The sequence below is a fragment of the Candidatus Pelagibacter sp. PS_11 genome (assembly GCF_059417975.1).
Window position 1 is genome coordinate 323,625 of sequence record NZ_CM182075.1, and the last position, 15,002, is coordinate 338,626.

At 29.4% G+C, this 15,002-nt stretch carries 20 protein-coding genes and 1 riboswitch; of the genes, 6 read left to right on the top strand and 14 right to left on the bottom strand.

What is annotated here, in order from left to right; all coding sequences use genetic code 11:
- Nucleotides 1-63 precede the first annotated feature (63 nt).
- The 4 genes from AC5SLT_RS01700 to purE all read right to left on the bottom strand — a co-directional run bounded on the left by AC5SLT_RS01700 (nucleotide 64) and on the right by purE (nucleotide 2,415).
- Nucleotides 64-270: a cold-shock protein gene (locus AC5SLT_RS01700; RefSeq protein WP_006998008.1), complete on the bottom strand. Its 207-nt coding sequence runs from the start codon at nucleotides 268-270 to the stop codon at nucleotides 64-66.
- A gap of 118 nt (nucleotides 271-388) precedes the next feature.
- On the bottom strand, nucleotides 389-856 hold the full coding sequence (locus tag AC5SLT_RS01705; RefSeq protein WP_278386947.1) for a GNAT family N-acetyltransferase: 468 nt from the start codon (nucleotides 854-856) through the stop codon (nucleotides 389-391).
- A gap of 11 nt (nucleotides 857-867) precedes the next feature.
- Nucleotides 868-1,914: a 5-(carboxyamino)imidazole ribonucleotide synthase gene (locus tag AC5SLT_RS01710; protein WP_494592226.1), complete on the bottom strand. Its 1,047-nt coding sequence runs from the start codon at nucleotides 1,912-1,914 to the stop codon at nucleotides 868-870.
- 9 nt (nucleotides 1,915-1,923) lie between these two features.
- A complete protein-coding gene (gene purE, locus AC5SLT_RS01715) occupies nucleotides 1,924-2,415 on the bottom strand; it encodes a 5-(carboxyamino)imidazole ribonucleotide mutase (RefSeq protein ID WP_494592228.1) in 492 nt (163 codons plus the stop codon).
- Between the two features lie 114 nt (nucleotides 2,416-2,529).
- On the opposite strand from purE, the gene AC5SLT_RS01720 reads away from it, so the two are divergent.
- The 3 genes from AC5SLT_RS01720 to AC5SLT_RS01730 are packed head-to-tail and all read left to right on the top strand — an operon-like array spanning nucleotide 2,530 to nucleotide 5,767.
- On the top strand, nucleotides 2,530-3,501 hold the full coding sequence (locus AC5SLT_RS01720) for a membrane dipeptidase (RefSeq protein WP_494592229.1): 972 nt from the start codon (nucleotides 2,530-2,532) through the stop codon (nucleotides 3,499-3,501).
- On the top strand, nucleotides 3,498-5,150 hold the full coding sequence (locus AC5SLT_RS01725; protein WP_494592231.1) for a hypothetical protein: 1,653 nt from the start codon (nucleotides 3,498-3,500) through the stop codon (nucleotides 5,148-5,150). The genes AC5SLT_RS01720 and AC5SLT_RS01725 overlap by 4 nt, the downstream gene beginning before the upstream one ends.
- A gap of 5 nt (nucleotides 5,151-5,155) precedes the next feature.
- Nucleotides 5,156-5,767 carry a DUF3726 domain-containing protein gene (locus AC5SLT_RS01730; RefSeq protein ID WP_494592233.1) on the top strand — a complete coding sequence of 204 codons (612 nt, stop codon included), beginning with the start codon at nucleotides 5,156-5,158 and terminating at the stop codon, nucleotides 5,765-5,767.
- A 1-nt stretch (nucleotide 5,768) separates the two neighbouring features.
- On the opposite strand, the gene AC5SLT_RS01735 is transcribed toward AC5SLT_RS01730, so the two are convergent.
- The 3 genes from AC5SLT_RS01735 to AC5SLT_RS01745 all read right to left on the bottom strand — a co-directional run bounded on the left by AC5SLT_RS01735 (nucleotide 5,769) and on the right by AC5SLT_RS01745 (nucleotide 8,206).
- Nucleotides 5,769-6,677 carry a homocysteine S-methyltransferase family protein gene (locus AC5SLT_RS01735; protein ID WP_494592235.1) on the bottom strand — a complete coding sequence of 303 codons (909 nt, stop codon included), beginning with the start codon at nucleotides 6,675-6,677 and terminating at the stop codon, nucleotides 5,769-5,771.
- A 9-nt stretch (nucleotides 6,678-6,686) separates the two neighbouring features.
- Nucleotides 6,687-6,750, bottom strand: a riboswitch (SAM riboswitch).
- 89 nt (nucleotides 6,751-6,839) lie between these two features.
- Complete coding sequence (locus AC5SLT_RS01740; RefSeq protein WP_494592237.1) at nucleotides 6,840-7,430, bottom strand: 2OG-Fe(II) oxygenase family protein; 591 nt, start codon at nucleotides 7,428-7,430, stop codon at nucleotides 6,840-6,842.
- A gap of 29 nt (nucleotides 7,431-7,459) precedes the next feature.
- Nucleotides 7,460-8,206, bottom strand: coding sequence for a TSUP family transporter (locus AC5SLT_RS01745; protein WP_494592239.1), 747 nt, complete (start codon nucleotides 8,204-8,206; stop codon nucleotides 7,460-7,462).
- Between the two features lie 18 nt (nucleotides 8,207-8,224).
- Here AC5SLT_RS01745 and moaB point away from each other — a divergent pair, with 18 nt between their 5' ends.
- Nucleotides 8,225-8,725, top strand: coding sequence for a molybdenum cofactor biosynthesis protein B (moaB, locus tag AC5SLT_RS01750; protein ID WP_494592241.1), 501 nt, complete (start codon nucleotides 8,225-8,227; stop codon nucleotides 8,723-8,725).
- On the opposite strand, the gene AC5SLT_RS01755 is transcribed toward moaB, so the two are convergent.
- On the bottom strand, nucleotides 8,726-8,971 hold the full coding sequence (locus AC5SLT_RS01755; RefSeq protein ID WP_271499342.1) for a DUF1244 domain-containing protein: 246 nt from the start codon (nucleotides 8,969-8,971) through the stop codon (nucleotides 8,726-8,728).
- Nucleotides 8,972-9,282: 311 nt separating this feature from the next.
- Here AC5SLT_RS01755 and adh point away from each other — a divergent pair, with 311 nt between their 5' ends.
- On the top strand, nucleotides 9,283-10,833 hold the full coding sequence (gene adh, locus AC5SLT_RS01760; RefSeq protein ID WP_026362714.1) for an aldehyde dehydrogenase: 1,551 nt from the start codon (nucleotides 9,283-9,285) through the stop codon (nucleotides 10,831-10,833).
- Between the two features lie 45 nt (nucleotides 10,834-10,878).
- Nucleotides 10,879-11,226, top strand: coding sequence for a DUF779 domain-containing protein (locus AC5SLT_RS01765; protein ID WP_006997157.1), 348 nt, complete (start codon nucleotides 10,879-10,881; stop codon nucleotides 11,224-11,226).
- Here AC5SLT_RS01765 and msrQ read toward each other — a convergent pair.
- From msrQ to moaA, 6 genes are read right to left on the bottom strand one after another with little or no spacing between them, the layout of a single operon-like run.
- Complete coding sequence (msrQ, locus tag AC5SLT_RS01770) at nucleotides 11,223-11,792, bottom strand: protein-methionine-sulfoxide reductase heme-binding subunit MsrQ (RefSeq protein ID WP_494592243.1); 570 nt, start codon at nucleotides 11,790-11,792, stop codon at nucleotides 11,223-11,225. The genes AC5SLT_RS01765 and msrQ overlap by 4 nt on opposite strands.
- Nucleotides 11,793-11,817: 25 nt before the next feature.
- A complete protein-coding gene (gene msrP / locus AC5SLT_RS01775; RefSeq protein WP_494592245.1) occupies nucleotides 11,818-12,723 on the bottom strand; it encodes a protein-methionine-sulfoxide reductase catalytic subunit MsrP in 906 nt (301 codons plus the stop codon).
- Entirely contained in the window at nucleotides 12,710-13,162 is a 453-nt protein-coding gene (locus tag AC5SLT_RS01780) for a molybdopterin synthase catalytic subunit (protein WP_494592246.1), read from the bottom strand. Before AC5SLT_RS01780 ends, msrP begins: the two co-directional genes overlap by 14 nt.
- Nucleotides 13,162-13,431 carry a hypothetical protein gene (locus AC5SLT_RS01785; RefSeq protein ID WP_027306642.1) on the bottom strand — a complete coding sequence of 90 codons (270 nt, stop codon included), beginning with the start codon at nucleotides 13,429-13,431 and terminating at the stop codon, nucleotides 13,162-13,164. Before AC5SLT_RS01785 ends, AC5SLT_RS01780 begins: the two co-directional genes overlap by 1 nt.
- A gap of 2 nt (nucleotides 13,432-13,433) precedes the next feature.
- Complete coding sequence (gene moaC / locus AC5SLT_RS01790; RefSeq protein WP_494592247.1) at nucleotides 13,434-13,979, bottom strand: cyclic pyranopterin monophosphate synthase MoaC; 546 nt, start codon at nucleotides 13,977-13,979, stop codon at nucleotides 13,434-13,436.
- The gene (gene moaA / locus AC5SLT_RS01795) at nucleotides 13,980-14,972 is read right to left on the bottom strand and encodes a GTP 3',8-cyclase MoaA (RefSeq protein WP_494592248.1); all 993 of its coding nucleotides are present in this window, start codon (nucleotides 14,970-14,972) and stop codon (nucleotides 13,980-13,982) included. It abuts the gene before it with no gap.
- Nucleotides 14,973-15,002 lie beyond the last annotated feature (30 nt).

A 15,002-nucleotide genomic window follows, 5' to 3' on the forward strand; every position in this document is an offset into this window, starting at 1 on the left:
TTTAGCTAAATAATTAAAAAATTAATTTAATTAAAAAATCTCAGCCAATAGAAAGTGTGAATATTATGCAGTTTTTAAATTTACCGCTGAAGGACCTTTTGGACCATCTTCAACTTCAAAAGTCAAAGCTTGACCTTCATCTAAACCGTTCATACCAGCATCTCTAACAGCTGAAACGTGAACGAATACATCTTTTTCTTTATCTTCTCTTTCAATAAAACCAAAACCTTTAGTTGGATTGAACCATTTTACTTTTCCTTGTAGACTCATATTTATCTTCTTACTTTTTATTGTGTTACTTTTATTACTTATAATTAAGTAATTCACGCTTTGTTTAGATTTATTGAGGTTTTGTCAACTAAATTTAAAAGAATAAATAATTAAAGACTTATTTGTTGCTTATTAGCATGGTCATATAAATAGAGTTGATATCTTTTTTATAATGAGAGAAGGGCTCGCAGGGCTCAAAACCACACTTACTAAATAGTTTTCTAGCATTTAAAAAGAACTCACCGGCACCTGTTTCTAAACTTAATCTTTTAATATTAAGTTTTTTTGCCTCATTAATTAGATGATTTATGACTTTTGTACCATTTCCTTTACCTCTAAAGTTGTCACTAACCCTTATAGATTTGAATTCACCATGTTCGTTATCTAGGAATTTTAATGCACCACTTCCCATTAGGTCATTTTCTTCCCACAGGCTCCAAAATTTAATAGTTGGATCTTTTAATCCAGCTATATCAAGTACGTGAGCACTACCTTCAGGTGACACAGATCTTAACTCAATGAAATGCTTTATAAGTAGCTCATGAACTTCTGGATTATCAAAATTTCCTTCGATTGATTTTAGCATGTGAGTAATATCTACTTAAGAAGGGTTGTTAGGTGTCCCATTTTTCTTTTTGGTTTGATTTCTTTTTTAAGATAATCAAAGAAAAATTCATTTTCATTGTGTTCTTTATTTCTGTAATTAGTAATTTGATCACCAATTATATTTATCATCATTGCATTGGATATTTTTTTAAGAGGTATTTGCTCTAGTTTACAAATTGCTCTTACATGATTTTCAAATTGACTTACATTATACGCATTAATTGTTAGATGCCCTGAGTTATGAACTCTTGGTGCAATTTCATTTACATAAAGATTGTCATTCCTATCAATGAAAAATTCAACACTTAAAGTTCCAACATATTTTAATTCTTCTGCAATTGTTGTAGCCCATAGTTTTGATTGTTCTAATATTTTATCACTAATCTCTGCTGGAATTTTAGAATTTCTTAAGATTTGATCTTCATGTTCATTTTCAATGGGTTCATAAATTTCATATTTTTGAATAGCAAACCTTGTAATGATTATTGAAATTTCTTTTTTTAATTTTACTAATTTTTCTAAAATATAACCTTTTGAATAATCAACATCAATTGAGTCTAAATTTTCTAAACTGTTAATAGGGTGTTGTCCTTTACCATCATATCCTAGTGTTGTAGTTTTAAGTATACCAGGTAATAAATCTTTAACAGAATCCATTTCAGATTTTTTTTTAATAGATACATATCTTGTAGTTCTTATATTTAGATTATTGATAAAATCTTTTTCTGCTAATCTATGCTGAATTATTCTATTTACGGAAGGTTTTGGTAAAACAGGTTTTATTTTATTAATTTCATTTAATGTTTCGTAGGGAATATTTTCAAATTCGTAAGTTACAACATCAACTTTACTCAAAAACTCATTAATCTTATTTTTATCATTATATTCACCGTGTACAAAATCATTAGAAAAATTTTGCGCAGGAGCATCAATATCATCACAAAAAATAACTGTTTTAATTTCAAGTTTATTTGCAGCAATAGCAAGCATACTACCTAACTGACCTCCACCTATAATTCCAAGAATTGGTTTAGACATATTTTAAAACTATTTTGGTTTTTTTTTAACAGATTTGCTTTGATTTAAACGAAACTGATTTAATTTTCTCTTAACACTTAAATCACTAAGAGCAATAATAGATGCGGCTAATAAGGCAGCATTAATTGCACCATCTTCTCCGATTGCTAATGTTCCAACGGGTATTCCTTTTGGCATTTGTGCAATAGATAAAAGGCTATCAAGACCTTTCAACTTTTTGCTTTCAATTGGAACACCTAATACTGGAAGAGAGGTAAGGGCTGAAATCATTCCTGGTAAATGTGCAGATCCACCAGCTCCAGCAATAATTACTGCAATACCATTTTTTTCAGCATTAATTGCAAATTCATACATTCTTTTAGGAGTTCTATGAGCTGATATTATTTTTATTTCAAATTTTATGTTTAATTTTTTAAGAATATTTTGACAAAATATCATGGTTTTGTAGTCAGATTGACTGCCCATAACAATTGATACTTTGTTTAATTTATTTTTAGCCATTTGTTGTAATTTTATTCTAACGTAAATTGTTATTTCAAATTAAGCCTAAAATTTCAATAAAATTAATAGAATTTATCTATCTTATTGATATTCTTTAAAACAAAGAAGATCACAATGAATTTTAAAATTGATAATTTACAATATTGTAACTGGTCTAGAGAAATTTTTCAGATCAATAAACAAGCAGGACTGGATGCAATCCATGTAACTATTGTTTACCACGAAGATTTTGATGAGCTAAAAACGGTATTAAAAAATTGGGAAAATCACTTTTCAGAAAATTCCGACTTAATTTTTCACGGCAAAAGTTTTAAAGATATTGAAAAAGCTAAATCTGAAAATAAAACTGCAGTTTTTTTTGGTTTTCAAAATTGTTCACCTATAGAAGATGACATTGGATTGGTTGAAAAAGTTTATGATTTAGGATGTAGGTTTATGCAGCTTACTTATAATAATCAGTCCTTACTAGCGACGGGATGTTATGAGGCAATTGATAGTGGAGTTACTAATTTTGGTAAAGAGGTTATTAAAGAGATGAATAGATTAGGTCTTGTAATAGACATGTCTCATTCAGCAGAAAAAAGTACAATTGATGCAATTGAGATAAGTGAAAAACCAATTGCAATAACTCATGCAAATCCATCATTTTGGCATCCAGCTAAGAGAAACAAATCAAACGAATTACTAAAAATTTTATCCAAACACAAAGGAATGTTGGGTCTCTCTTTATATCCTCATCATTTAAAAGATGGAACAGATTGTTCTTTAGAAAGCTTTTGTGAGATGACAGCTAAGACAGCTGAGACTATGGGAGTTGAAAAAATTGGAATAGGTTCAGATCTTTGTTTAAATCAACCAGATACTATTGTTGAGTGGATGAGAAATGGTACTTGGACTAAAAGCAAAAATTATGGAGAAGGGTCTAAAAACAAACCTGGTTTTCCAAAACAGCCTGATTGGTTTAAAGATGCAAGAGGATTTGAAAACTTAGAGATAGGACTTAAAAAAGTTGGTTTTTCAGAAAATGAAGTTGATGGAATTCTTGGAAACAACTGGTACAATTTTTACAAAGAAATGAATCAATGAATATTTCATTAAGAGACCCCAATGTAGTAATGAAATTATCAAGACTTGGGTCTTTTCATCAATCTAAACTTTCATTTTTAAGAAGTTTTTTAAAAGAGTTTAAGGATTGGAATTATAAAAGAGATTTATTTGAATTAAACGAACATGGTTATGGCACTGCAGTTTATTCATTTAAGAAAAAAAATAGAGTTTATTCATTAATTTGTTTTGCAAATGAATTAGATGATGATGAAAGATCAGATAGAGTTATAGCTACCAAATGGGATGCAGCCTTCACACTTTTTGATGGTGTTCCAAAAAAACAAGATATTGAAAGATTAAAAAACGAAGTACCCAAACAAGAATTTGGCAGACTTTCTTATAAAGAATTAACTCTTTCAAGAGCTAATAAATCAGTTAGAGTTTTCAATCATGTGGTTGAATGTTTAAGCGAAGGTAAGCAACCTGATAATGATTTGTTAACTAGTGTTGGTTATTTATATAGAACCACAGCAGTTTATGGATCAGGTAAATTTGGCTTAGCAGATAGATTTAGAATTAAAGACCGAGAAGAAATATATGGTCCATTTAGATTGGAGATGATGTTGGTTTATCTGGTAAGACAATTTACTTTTGATCAGGTTAATCATGTTGCTAAAAGCAAGAATCCAAAAAAAGCCGTAAACCTTGATATAAATATTTGTAAAAATTTAGGAATAGGAAATTCTACGGGTCTTGGAATGGCTCCATTTATTGTTAATCATCCAACTCTTTTAAATAATTGGATTTCAGCAAGAGAAATTTCTTTAAAAAAAATAAGAGAGATAAAAACAATATCAGAGAAAGATAAAAACTTATTTTTAGAATGTTTAAAAAAATCAATAAAGAATATCACTTCTTGGAATACAGAAAGTGAATATCAAATAAATAAAATTAAATCTTTATTAAAAGATCTTAATGAATTTATTGTCTACCTAGATAATGATTTTAATTTTGAGCAAGATTATGCTTTTAATGAATTGTATCTGTATTTAGAAAAAGAATATTGTGAAGAATGTATTGAATATGTCGTCTCAATGATGATGGAACCTTATGATGATATAACGTCTCCGTTAATTAAAGAAATGAGCTCTGAAGAAGAAAAATACTTTAATATTCCAACTGAAAGAACAGTAGAAGACTTAAAGCTGATTTTAGAAAAAAAATATCCAGATATTCTAACTATAGATTTTACTAAAGATGAAAATAATTTAAATTTTTGGTTTATCTCAAAAAATAAAGAAGAGCCAAGACTAGCAAATAGATTTGATGAAGAGGGCGCTGAGTTAGAACAACCCTTAGCAATCGCAAGGGATATTAAAAAACTTTATGAATTGTTATCAGTTACTAAAAATAGCTGGACTATTGCTAAATTTTTATCAACTAATAATGAATTAAGACACGTTGTTAGAAGAGCATTTATAGTAGAGAAATTCCCTTATTCTGAAATACAAGACAATACTATTGGCCAAAAAATAATGCCTATTGATATGCTGAGGTTAAAGTTATCATTCTTTGGAGCATTAAAATTCGATCCACGTTCTGATAAGTGGCTAAGAATATGTATGTTTCAAGGTGCACCCCTACCAGAGCAATTAAAAAACTATGATGAACATTGGGTTTATAATTAATCAACATGAGATCATTAAGCGAAATAGATACAGTTTCTAAAAGATCAAGTAGAGCTGCTGGATATTCTTGGGGTATTGCAGAAGAAATTGGAAAAAACATAAGACTACTTGAAATTTTTAGCTTACCTGGAATTAAAAACTTAAATAGTTTTTTTAAGAAAAAAAAAGAAACAAGGTTAGAGAATATCAGCATCATAAAGCAAGACAATGAGGCTGGTAAAAATGAATATTGCCCAATAATCGCAGGGGTAAATTTTTTAGATCAGATTAAAACTCTAGAAACTTTAAATGAGATAACGTTTAAAAAAATCTCATATCCATTACTTTTCCTACCATTTGTAAGTAGAGCAGCTGAGGTAATCGGTAAAAGAATATTCTTAAAAATGGATGACAGGGAGTTTTTGTTAAACTTCAATAACAATATTTATTCTAATTATACTAAAAACGAAATCATCGTATCTGCTGAAAATATTTACTTAAAAGTTTTAGAAAACAGAGACTCGTTTGAAGAAAAAGAATGGAATGAGCTTTATAAGCTTTCAGAAGAAACTTTTGTTGAAGAAAATGACAGTTTAAAAGAAAGTGGTGCTGGTGCTGGATTAACTGATAACGATTAGTTTATTTAAATTTAGTCATTTCCTTAATATGAGAAGGTCTTGTTTCACAACATCCACCTAAAATAGTTGCACCTGTATCTTTAAATTTTTTAACAAAATTTGCCATCAATTCAGGTGTTAAGTCTTTTCTTTGACCCAAAAATTCATTTGGGTTACCAGTTTTGCTCATATTGTAATTGTTAGTATAGCCATCTTTAGGCTTAGTTGTCACGAAAGCATTAAGTTTAAATCCAAAAGGAACACCTAAATTTTTTACTTCTTCTAAATTTTCAGAAAAGTTTTCAGGAGAAACGCACGATAAAATTAATCCTAGTAAATTGTTATGGTTAATATGATTAATAATATCTGATATTTTTTCACCACTTGGAAGATTTATTCCCTCAGAAATATGAGCGCCTATTAAATATGGCTTATTAAATTTTTTAATTGCTTCAATTGCTAACCTAAACTCTTTTACGCTAGACAAAACATCTAGGTAAAAAAAATCAATATAAGGATCTAATAATTTTGCTTGATCATAAAAATTTTGTTTAATTTCATGATCTGGCCTTGTATCTTCTTCGTATGTTAAATATTGAGGTGGAAGACCACCTGCAATTAACACATTAGGATATTGTTCTTTTGCTTTCTGAGCTATCTCACCAGCTTTTTTGTTTAAGTATTCAAATTTATCTTCAATTTTATTATCACGTAATCTTATTCGTCTAGTAGTAAAGGTTGCTGTAACAATAACTTCAGCACCTGCTTTAATAAAATCTAAATGTGTGTCTAGTAAGAGTTGATGGTATTCTTCTTTTAATACAGCATTTGCACTCCACAATGTGCCGTTTGGCTTCATACCACGAGCCAACAATTCTTGCCCCATACCACCATCTAAAATTCGTGTTGTTTTAAAAAAATTAATATTCATTTTTATTCCTAACTTTTTTAGTGCTTTGGCTTTATGCCAGGTGCACAATACAGCTCAACTACCTTTACCAATTATATAATGATTTCCTTTTTAGCAGTTAGTACCTGCAATATGGATCAAATCGGTTAAACTATCTATATATCTAATAGACTGATTAGTAAATCACTTCTTGAATAATATTTTAGCATTAAATGAGAAGGATCTTCTCTCACCATCAACATTAAATGGATAAGCTGTGTGCATTAAATAATTAGGAAAAATCAATAAATCTCCTAATGTAGGGTTTAAATTATAGATACTTTGACTTAAAAAGTTTTTTTGACCATTAATAAAATCAATTGTTCCATTAGTTTTAATCTTTTTATTCTTAACTAGTTTATTTTGATTCATATCTTTTGGGATTTTAAGATAGCCAACCCCTGACAATTGTCCTTCATGATAATGAATTGGATTATATTCATTTTTTAACTGTTTAACTACCCATAGATTTATTATCTTAATTTCTTTAATTTTTTTAACACCTGACTTATCAAGGTAAACTTTAATATTTTTTATTAATTCTTTAGACAAACTCTTATTAATTAATGTTTTAGGTATCTTAATTTCATTCTTAATTTGACTTGCAAGTTTAGAGCTATAGTCATTTTTTTTAGATAATTGAGATTTATCAACGTGATTATTTAATATAGTAATAATTTTTTTGGATAACTTTGTTTTTCCTATGGTGGGTCCAAATGCTCTGAATGTTTTCATAATTTTTCTATAATAATTTAATACTTCTGTTATGCAAACAACTTTAGTCCCATTCGAATAGCAACAAATATGACAAGTGCTGATGTTACAAGAGCCAATATTCTTGCAGGGAAAATTTTAATATTCAAGAAATTTCCTAATTGACCGCCTATTAAAACAAACAGAAATAATGGCCAATAATCAAAAATTCCATTTATTGTTGATGCCTTTGTAAATTGGCCAGCAAGTCCTGATAAAGAATTAATCAGTATGAATAATGATGCTGCTGTTGCAATGTTTTTTGCTTTATCTACTCTAAATAATAACAATATAGGGCTTAAGAAAATTCCACCACCAATTCCAACTACACCAGACACAAATCCAATAGATGCACCAATTAATATCGATAACATTTTTGGTATCTTTTTATAAACTTCAATTTTTTGATCAAAAGATTGAAATTTCAAGAGGAGTAGAACTCCTGCTAGTGCTAAGACTAAAAAAAGTAAAATTTCAAAAATTTCTTTATCTACTGATAAAGATCCTCCTATGAATGCAAGTGGCACAGATGAAATCAAATATGGGGCAAGGATCTTAAAATTGATATTTCCAGCTTTAATATAATTTATACAATTTCCTGATACGACAATAATATTACAAAAGAGAGCAATTACAGGAAAGATCAAGTAAGGAATATCCCAAATTAATAGAAAGGCTAGATAGGTAGAGCCACCACCAAAGCCAACACTTGAATATAAAGTTGCTGTTAGAAGAAATAAAAATGATAATATAATCATAATAATTATTTTAAATTTATGATTGTAAATATAGCACTTTTAACAGTTACAGATACTAGAACTTATGAGAATGATAAGTCAGGTGCGATCTTAGTGAAAAAAATAGAGGAGGCTAAACATAAACTAGTAGATAGAAAAATTTGTAAAGATAACAAAGAGGACATCATTAAAATCCTTAAAGATTGGATTAATCAATCTGAAATAGATGTTATAATTACAACAGGGGGCACTGGGCTTACAGGTCGAGATATTACACCAGAGGCAGTAAACGATATAGCTGACAAACATATTCCAGGTTTTGGAGAGGTGTTTAGAACAATAAGTTTAAAAACAGTTGGTACATCGGCCATTCAATCTAGAGCTTGTGCAGTACTAGCTAATGGAAAATATGTATTTGCTTTACCAGGTTCTTCAGGCGGGGTAACGGATGCCTGGGATGGAATTTTAAAACATCAGTTAGATATAAATCATAAACCTTGTAATTTTGTAGAACTGTTTCCAAGACTTAAAGAAAAATAATTATTTTTGATATTTTTCTTTCCACTCAGAATAAGGCATACCATATATATGTTCACGTGCATCTAAGTCTGAAATTTCAATATTTTTTTTTTCAGCTTCTTCTCGGTACCATTTTGATAAACAGTTTCTGCAAAAGCCAGCAAGGTTCATAATATCTATATTTTGAACATCTTTTCGTTCATCTAGATGTTTGAGCAATCTTTCAAATGTAGCAGACTGTAATTCTTTTTTTATATTATTATCCATAACTAAATTATTAGACACATTTCAATTAAGCACAAGATGTAGGCTATATTCAATCTTAAGTAGAAAATAATAATATAATTAATAGATCTTTAGATCAATTTTTGTTTAGTTAAGTGATGGCTACAAAAAAGAAAAAAACAGCCAAAAAATCTAAAAGTAAGACCAAAAAAAAAATTAAGAAAAACTTGGTCAAGCAATCACCTAAAAATATTAAAAAAGTTAAAAAGAAAAAAGGTGTGGCTAAAAAGAAGTTACTTAAGCCAATAAAAAAAAATAAGCATAAGAATATTAATAAAAGAGAGAGGGTAAAAATGAGCACAGAAACAGTAAAAGGTGGACGATCTCCATTACTAGATACGTCTCACTTAAAAGTTAAATTTCCATTTAAAGAACAATATGGAAATTTTATAGGTGGCAAATTCGTTAAACCAAAATCAGGAAAATATTTTGATAACGTAAGTCCAATTAATAATGATGTTATATGTTCCGTTCCAAGATCAGATGCAAAAGATGTTGAGGCTGCATTAGATGCTGCACACGCTGCCTTTCCTACTTGGGGAGTTACATCAATAACTGAAAGATCCAACATACTACTTAAAATAGCTGATGTTATAGAAAAAAATCTTGAACTATTAGCTACTGCTGAATGTTTAGATAATGGAAAACCAATTAGAGAGTGTATGGCAGCTGACTTACCATTAGTTGTTGATCATTGGAGATATTTCGCTGGAGTAATCAGGGCAGAAGAAGGTTCGGTTTCAGAGATAAGTAATAGTGAATATTCTTATCATATACCTGAACCACTTGGTGTAGTTGGACAGATTATACCATGGAACTTTCCATTATTAATGGCAACATGGAAACTTGCACCAGCACTTGCCGCAGGTAACTGTGTAGTTTTAAAACCAGCTGAGCAAACACCAGCATCAATCTTGCTATTAATGGAACTTATTGGAGACTTATTGCCTCCAGGAGTTGTTAATGTTGTAAGTGGTTTTGGTCTTGAAGCAGGTAAACCATTAGCCTCATCTAAAAGAATTAGAAAGATTGCTTTTACTGGTGAGACTACAACTGGACGTTTGATCATGCAATATGCATCACAAAACTTAATTCCAATAACTTTAGAATTAGGTGGAAAATCTCCAAATGTTTTCTTTGAAGATGTTATGGATCAAGATGATGATTTCTTTGATAAATGTCTTGAAGGTTTTGCAATGTTTACTCTTAATCAGGGTGAAGTTTGTACTTGTCCTAGTAGAGTATTAATCCAAGAATCTATCTATGATAAGTTCATGGAAAGAGCAGTTGCTAGAACGAAAGCAGTCAAGCAGGACAATCCTCTAAAAATGGAAACTATGATTGGTGCTCAAGTATCATTAGAACAAATGGAAAAAATAAAGTCTTACTTAGATTTAGGTAAGAAAGAAGGTGCCAAAGTTCTATGTGGTGGTGAAGTTGCTAACTTAAACAGTGGTTTGGAAAAAGGAAATTATATCCAACCTACTATTTTTGAAGGTAATAACTCTATGAGAGTTTTCCAAGAAGAAATTTTTGGACCAGTTGTATCTGTTACTAAATTTAAAGATGAAGCTCATGCATTAGAAATAGCTAATGATACTCTTTATGGTTTAGGAGCAGGTGTTTGGACTAGAAATGGGAATATTGCTTATAGAATGGGAAGAGGAATCCAGGCTGGTAGAGTTTGGACTAACTGTTACCATGCTTATCCAGCTCATGCTGCTTTTGGAGGTTATAAACAATCTGGAATCGGTAGAGAAACACATAAAATGATGCTTAATCATTATAGACAGGTGAAAAACTTACACGTGTCGTACAGTGAGAAAAAATTAGGCTTCTTTTAACAGATATATTATGATGGCCTGTATTAAACTACAGGCCATATAACTATGAAAGTTTCAGCAACCCCTTCAGCTTTAGAACTAATTGAAGATCTAAAGAAAGATCATGGTAAAGAATTACTCTTTCATCAATCTGGTGGATGTTGTGATGGAAGTGCTCCAATGTGTTATCCTGTTAAAGAATTTTTAGTAAGTGATGACGATGTTTTAGTTGGAAAAATTGGTGGTATTCCTTTTTACATAAGTGAAACTCAACATGAAGCATGGAAAAATACAGATTTAATTATTGATTGCATTCAAGGTATGGGTGGAATGTTTTCTTTAGACAATGGAACTGGCAGAAGATTTTTAACAAGATCTGAGATTTGCGTTCCTGAAAAAAAATCAATTAATTAATTAAATTTCATTTTAACTCTTAGTGTAAGTAAAATTACTATAATAATAAGATAAATCAAAGGTTCAACTGTAACTACTTTAACTAACCATAAGTAGTGAATAATTCCTAATAAAGAAATTATATAAACAAGCTTGTGTAGTTTTTTCCATTTATCTCTCAATAACCTTATCATTCGTTTAGATGAAGTAAGAGCAAGTGGCACTAATAAAAGCCAAGCTAAAAATCCAGCAAATATAAATTTTTTTTTTATAATATCATCACCAATACCAGACCAATCAAAACGATAATCTATGCCAACATAAGTCATCATGTGTGCTGATGCGTAAAAAAAAACAAACAAGCCAAACATTCTCCTATAGCTAATCCAAAAATTTAATTTAGTAAATTTTTGTAAAGGGGTCATTGCAAGAGTTATTATGATAAAACGAAGTGTCCACTCACCAGTATCATGTGTTATTTTTTTCACAGGTTCAGGACCTAATTGGTTAAAAGCAATTTGATAAAAAATAATTAATATTGGTAGTAAGCAAAAAAAGAAAATTGATATTTTTATATATTTTTGCATAGTTTAAAAAACCAACTAAATATTTTTAAAAATTTTTCTTTAAATCCATACCAGAGTATAGATTTGCAACTTCATCACCGTACCCATTAAACATTTCAGTCTCAATTCTAGGAGCTAAAATACTTTCACCTATGACACGTTCTGTTGCTTGTGACCATCTTGGATGCGAAACATTTGGGTTAACATTTGAATAAAATCCATATTCTCTTGGGGACGATCTCATCCAAGATGATGTAGGCATATTTTTAACTAATTTTATTTTAACAATTGCTTTTGCACTTTTAAAACCATACTTCCAAGGAACAAAAATTCTTAATGGAGCTCCATTTTGATTAGGCAATGCTTTTCCATAAAGCCCAGTAACAACTGTTGTTATAGGATGCATAGCTTCATCAATTCTTAATCCTTCTCTATAAGGCCAATTTAAAATTGGATATCTTTGGCCATTCATTTGTTCAGGGTCATAAACACTTTCAAATTCAACAAATTTTGCAGTATTTTTAATAGATACTTTACTAAGTAACTTACTTAGAGAAAATCCCATCCAAGGAACAACCATAGACCAACCCTCAACACACCTTAGTTTGTAGATTCTTTCTTCCGAAGGAAATAAAGAAATTATTTCTTCAGCTGAAATCGTAACTGGATTTTCTACTTCCCCTTCAATAGTTACACTCCAAGGTTTAGTAATAAATTCTTGTGAATTTCTATAAGGATCACTTTTACTGGTACCAAATTCATAATAATTGTTATACGTCGTAATATCTTCATATGATGTTAGCTTAGTTTTATTTTGTGAATAAGCATTGTTTAAGAATGGTATACTGCTCAAAGATATTGAACCAACACCAAGCCCAATTGATTTAATAAATTTTCTTCTTTTATTGTAAATTAATTCTGGTGTAATTTCTGAATGTTTATATTTTTTCATTTTTAATAGGATTACCTTTTAACCATTCAGTTTCATCATTTTTATAATGTTCTTTTTTCCAAATAGGTGATCTTTTTTTGATTTCTTCAATTATATACCTAGATAATACGTAAGCTTCATCTCTATGTTTGCAGGCAACTGCGATAATTATACTAGTTTCTCCAAGCCCCACATAGCCCTTTATATGCTCTATAAAGACTGCTTTATCTATAATTTTAAGTTTTTCTGTAGTCTCTTTATAAATTTCTTCAAAACTTTTTAGTACTAGTTCGTCATGACTATCATAAGTTATACCAATAACTTCTTTATTTTCATTAATATTTCTTACATTTCCTGTAAAAATAATTGATGCACCATATGAGCAGGATTTTATAAATGCTTCTGCTTCAGAAGTTTTTATGTTATTTTTTTCAATATCTATAATTTTTGCATGTAACATCAGCCACCACCTATTGGAGGTATAATCCCAATTTTTTGATCTTTTGTAATTTTAAAATTATCATTAACAATATTATTATCTTCAGAGCAAAAAGCAGAGCTTTTAACTATTTTTATAAAATCTTCATTACCTTTAAAATTAATATCCAAGTAATTGATGATTTCTCTTCTTAAATCTTTGATTTCAATTTTTTCTTTAATATTAAATTCTAAGTAATCTTTATTGCTAAAATCTCTACTTGCTCCAAATAACTCAAGTTTAACTTTCATGTTTAAAAAATATCTTTTAAAAACTCTGGTAGTCCGTCAGGATTGATCCATAGACCACTTTTTCCACCTTCTTTAATTAATAATTTCACATTATCAATTCTAAGATGTGGGTTTACAATTTTACTAAGATCATAGATTGTAATTAATGCAGCATTAACTCCCATAATAGCTTCCATTTCAACACCAGTTTTTGCAACAGCTGACACAACACAAAAAACCTCTAAAGAGCTATCACCTTCATGCATGATAATTTTTGTTGCAGTATGATCTATTGGAAGTGGGTGACATAAAGGAATTAATTCACTAGTTTTTTTAACACCTAAAATTGCTGAAACTTCAGCTAAAGTGATCGGATCACCTTTAGGCATTTCTTTATTTCTAATTAGATTAAAAACTTCTTTTCCTACATAAATTCTCCCAGAAGCTAACGCTCTTCTAAAAGTTTCTTTTTTTGATGAAACATCAATCATATTAAAAGAATTTTTTTTAAAAATTTCTTTAGCCCAGTCTTTTAATTTTTCTTCATTTATTGCCTTTAAGCTTGTCATTTATCCTCCAGTGCTTGATAAATTTGGAGTAATTCCAGTATCTCCAAGTTCTAAATAATGTGACTCTTTTTTAAGATGCAATTGTTTTATGATAAGATCTACAAGTTCATCTTTTTGACCATCATCTTGCAATAAATGCCTGATGCTAATTCCGGTATTACCAAACAAACATAATCTTAAATCACCTCTAGAGGTAACTCTTAATCTATTACAAGTTTGGCAAAAATCTTTAGTATAAGGAGCAATTAATCCAAATTTACCCTCATATTCAGGATGTATAAAGTTTAATGAAGGACCAGCATCTTTACCAAATGTTTGAGATATCCAGTTATTTTTTTCTAAATAGTCTTTGAATATTTTTGAAGAAACATGGTTTTTCTTGAAATAATCTAAATTATCACCAGTTTGCATCAATTCTATAAACCTAAAGTCAATTTTGTTTTTTTTTATAAAGTTTCCAAATTTTTCAAATTCTTCATAGGTATCATTAATACCTTTGAGTAAAACGGCATTAATTTTTATATTTTTAAAATCTAGTTTTTGTAAAATCTTTATGCCTTCTAAAATTTCATTAAGCCTGTCATGTCCTGTTAGTTTTTTAAAAGTTTCTCTATTTAAACTGTCAATACTAATATTTATTCCATCTAAACCAGCTTCAAATAATTGTTCTGCAATTTTGTCTAAACGATAACCATTAGTTGTCATTGTTACTTTGGGTATATTGGAATTTTGCTTCATATCTTTTAAGATATCAAAAAAGTCTTTTCTAACTGTTGGCTCTCCACCAGTTAATCTAATTTTACAAACACCTAATTCAGATAATGCTTTTGTCAATCTTGAAATTTCTTCTGCAGACATAAAACTTCTCATGTCTCCAGGTGTTTTTTTGTAACCTTGTGGCAAACAGTAGGAGCACTTATAATTACAGACGTCTGTGATCGATAGTCTTATGTAGGGAAATTTTCTTCCAAAAGTATCACTTAGTAATTTCATCTTATATTTATTATATTATATTATAATAAT

Coding starts and splice junctions, on each gene's coding strand:
- AC5SLT_RS01700 (WP_006998008.1), bottom strand. CDS start 270: ATGAGTCTACAAGGAAAAGTAAAATGGTTCAATCCAACTAAAGGTTTT.
- AC5SLT_RS01705 (WP_278386947.1), bottom strand. CDS start 856: ATGCTAAAATCAATCGAAGGAAATTTTGATAATCCAGAAGTTCATGAG.
- AC5SLT_RS01710 (WP_494592226.1), bottom strand. CDS start 1,914: ATGTCTAAACCAATTCTTGGAATTATAGGTGGAGGTCAGTTAGGTAGT.
- purE (WP_494592228.1), bottom strand. CDS start 2,415: ATGGCTAAAAATAAATTAAACAAAGTATCAATTGTTATGGGCAGTCAA.
- AC5SLT_RS01720 (WP_494592229.1), top strand. CDS start 2,530: ATGAATTTTAAAATTGATAATTTACAATATTGTAACTGGTCTAGAGAA.
- AC5SLT_RS01725 (WP_494592231.1), top strand. CDS start 3,498: ATGAATATTTCATTAAGAGACCCCAATGTAGTAATGAAATTATCAAGA.
- AC5SLT_RS01730 (WP_494592233.1), top strand. CDS start 5,156: ATGAGATCATTAAGCGAAATAGATACAGTTTCTAAAAGATCAAGTAGA.
- AC5SLT_RS01735 (WP_494592235.1), bottom strand. CDS start 6,677: ATGAATATTAATTTTTTTAAAACAACACGAATTTTAGATGGTGGTATG.
- AC5SLT_RS01740 (WP_494592237.1), bottom strand. CDS start 7,430: ATGAAAACATTCAGAGCATTTGGACCCACCATAGGAAAAACAAAGTTA.
- AC5SLT_RS01745 (WP_494592239.1), bottom strand. CDS start 8,206: ATGATTATATTATCATTTTTATTTCTTCTAACAGCAACTTTATATTCA.
- moaB (WP_494592241.1), top strand. CDS start 8,225: ATGATTGTAAATATAGCACTTTTAACAGTTACAGATACTAGAACTTAT.
- AC5SLT_RS01755 (WP_271499342.1), bottom strand. CDS start 8,971: ATGGATAATAATATAAAAAAAGAATTACAGTCTGCTACATTTGAAAGA.
- adh (WP_026362714.1), top strand. CDS start 9,283: ATGAGCACAGAAACAGTAAAAGGTGGACGATCTCCATTACTAGATACG.
- AC5SLT_RS01765 (WP_006997157.1), top strand. CDS start 10,879: ATGAAAGTTTCAGCAACCCCTTCAGCTTTAGAACTAATTGAAGATCTA.
- msrQ (WP_494592243.1), bottom strand. CDS start 11,792: ATGCAAAAATATATAAAAATATCAATTTTCTTTTTTTGCTTACTACCA.
- msrP (WP_494592245.1), bottom strand. CDS start 12,723: ATGAAAAAATATAAACATTCAGAAATTACACCAGAATTAATTTACAAT.
- AC5SLT_RS01780 (WP_494592246.1), bottom strand. CDS start 13,162: ATGTTACATGCAAAAATTATAGATATTGAAAAAAATAACATAAAAACT.
- AC5SLT_RS01785 (WP_027306642.1), bottom strand. CDS start 13,431: ATGAAAGTTAAACTTGAGTTATTTGGAGCAAGTAGAGATTTTAGCAAT.
- moaC (WP_494592247.1), bottom strand. CDS start 13,979: ATGACAAGCTTAAAGGCAATAAATGAAGAAAAATTAAAAGACTGGGCT.
- moaA (WP_494592248.1), bottom strand. CDS start 14,972: ATGAAATTACTAAGTGATACTTTTGGAAGAAAATTTCCCTACATAAGA.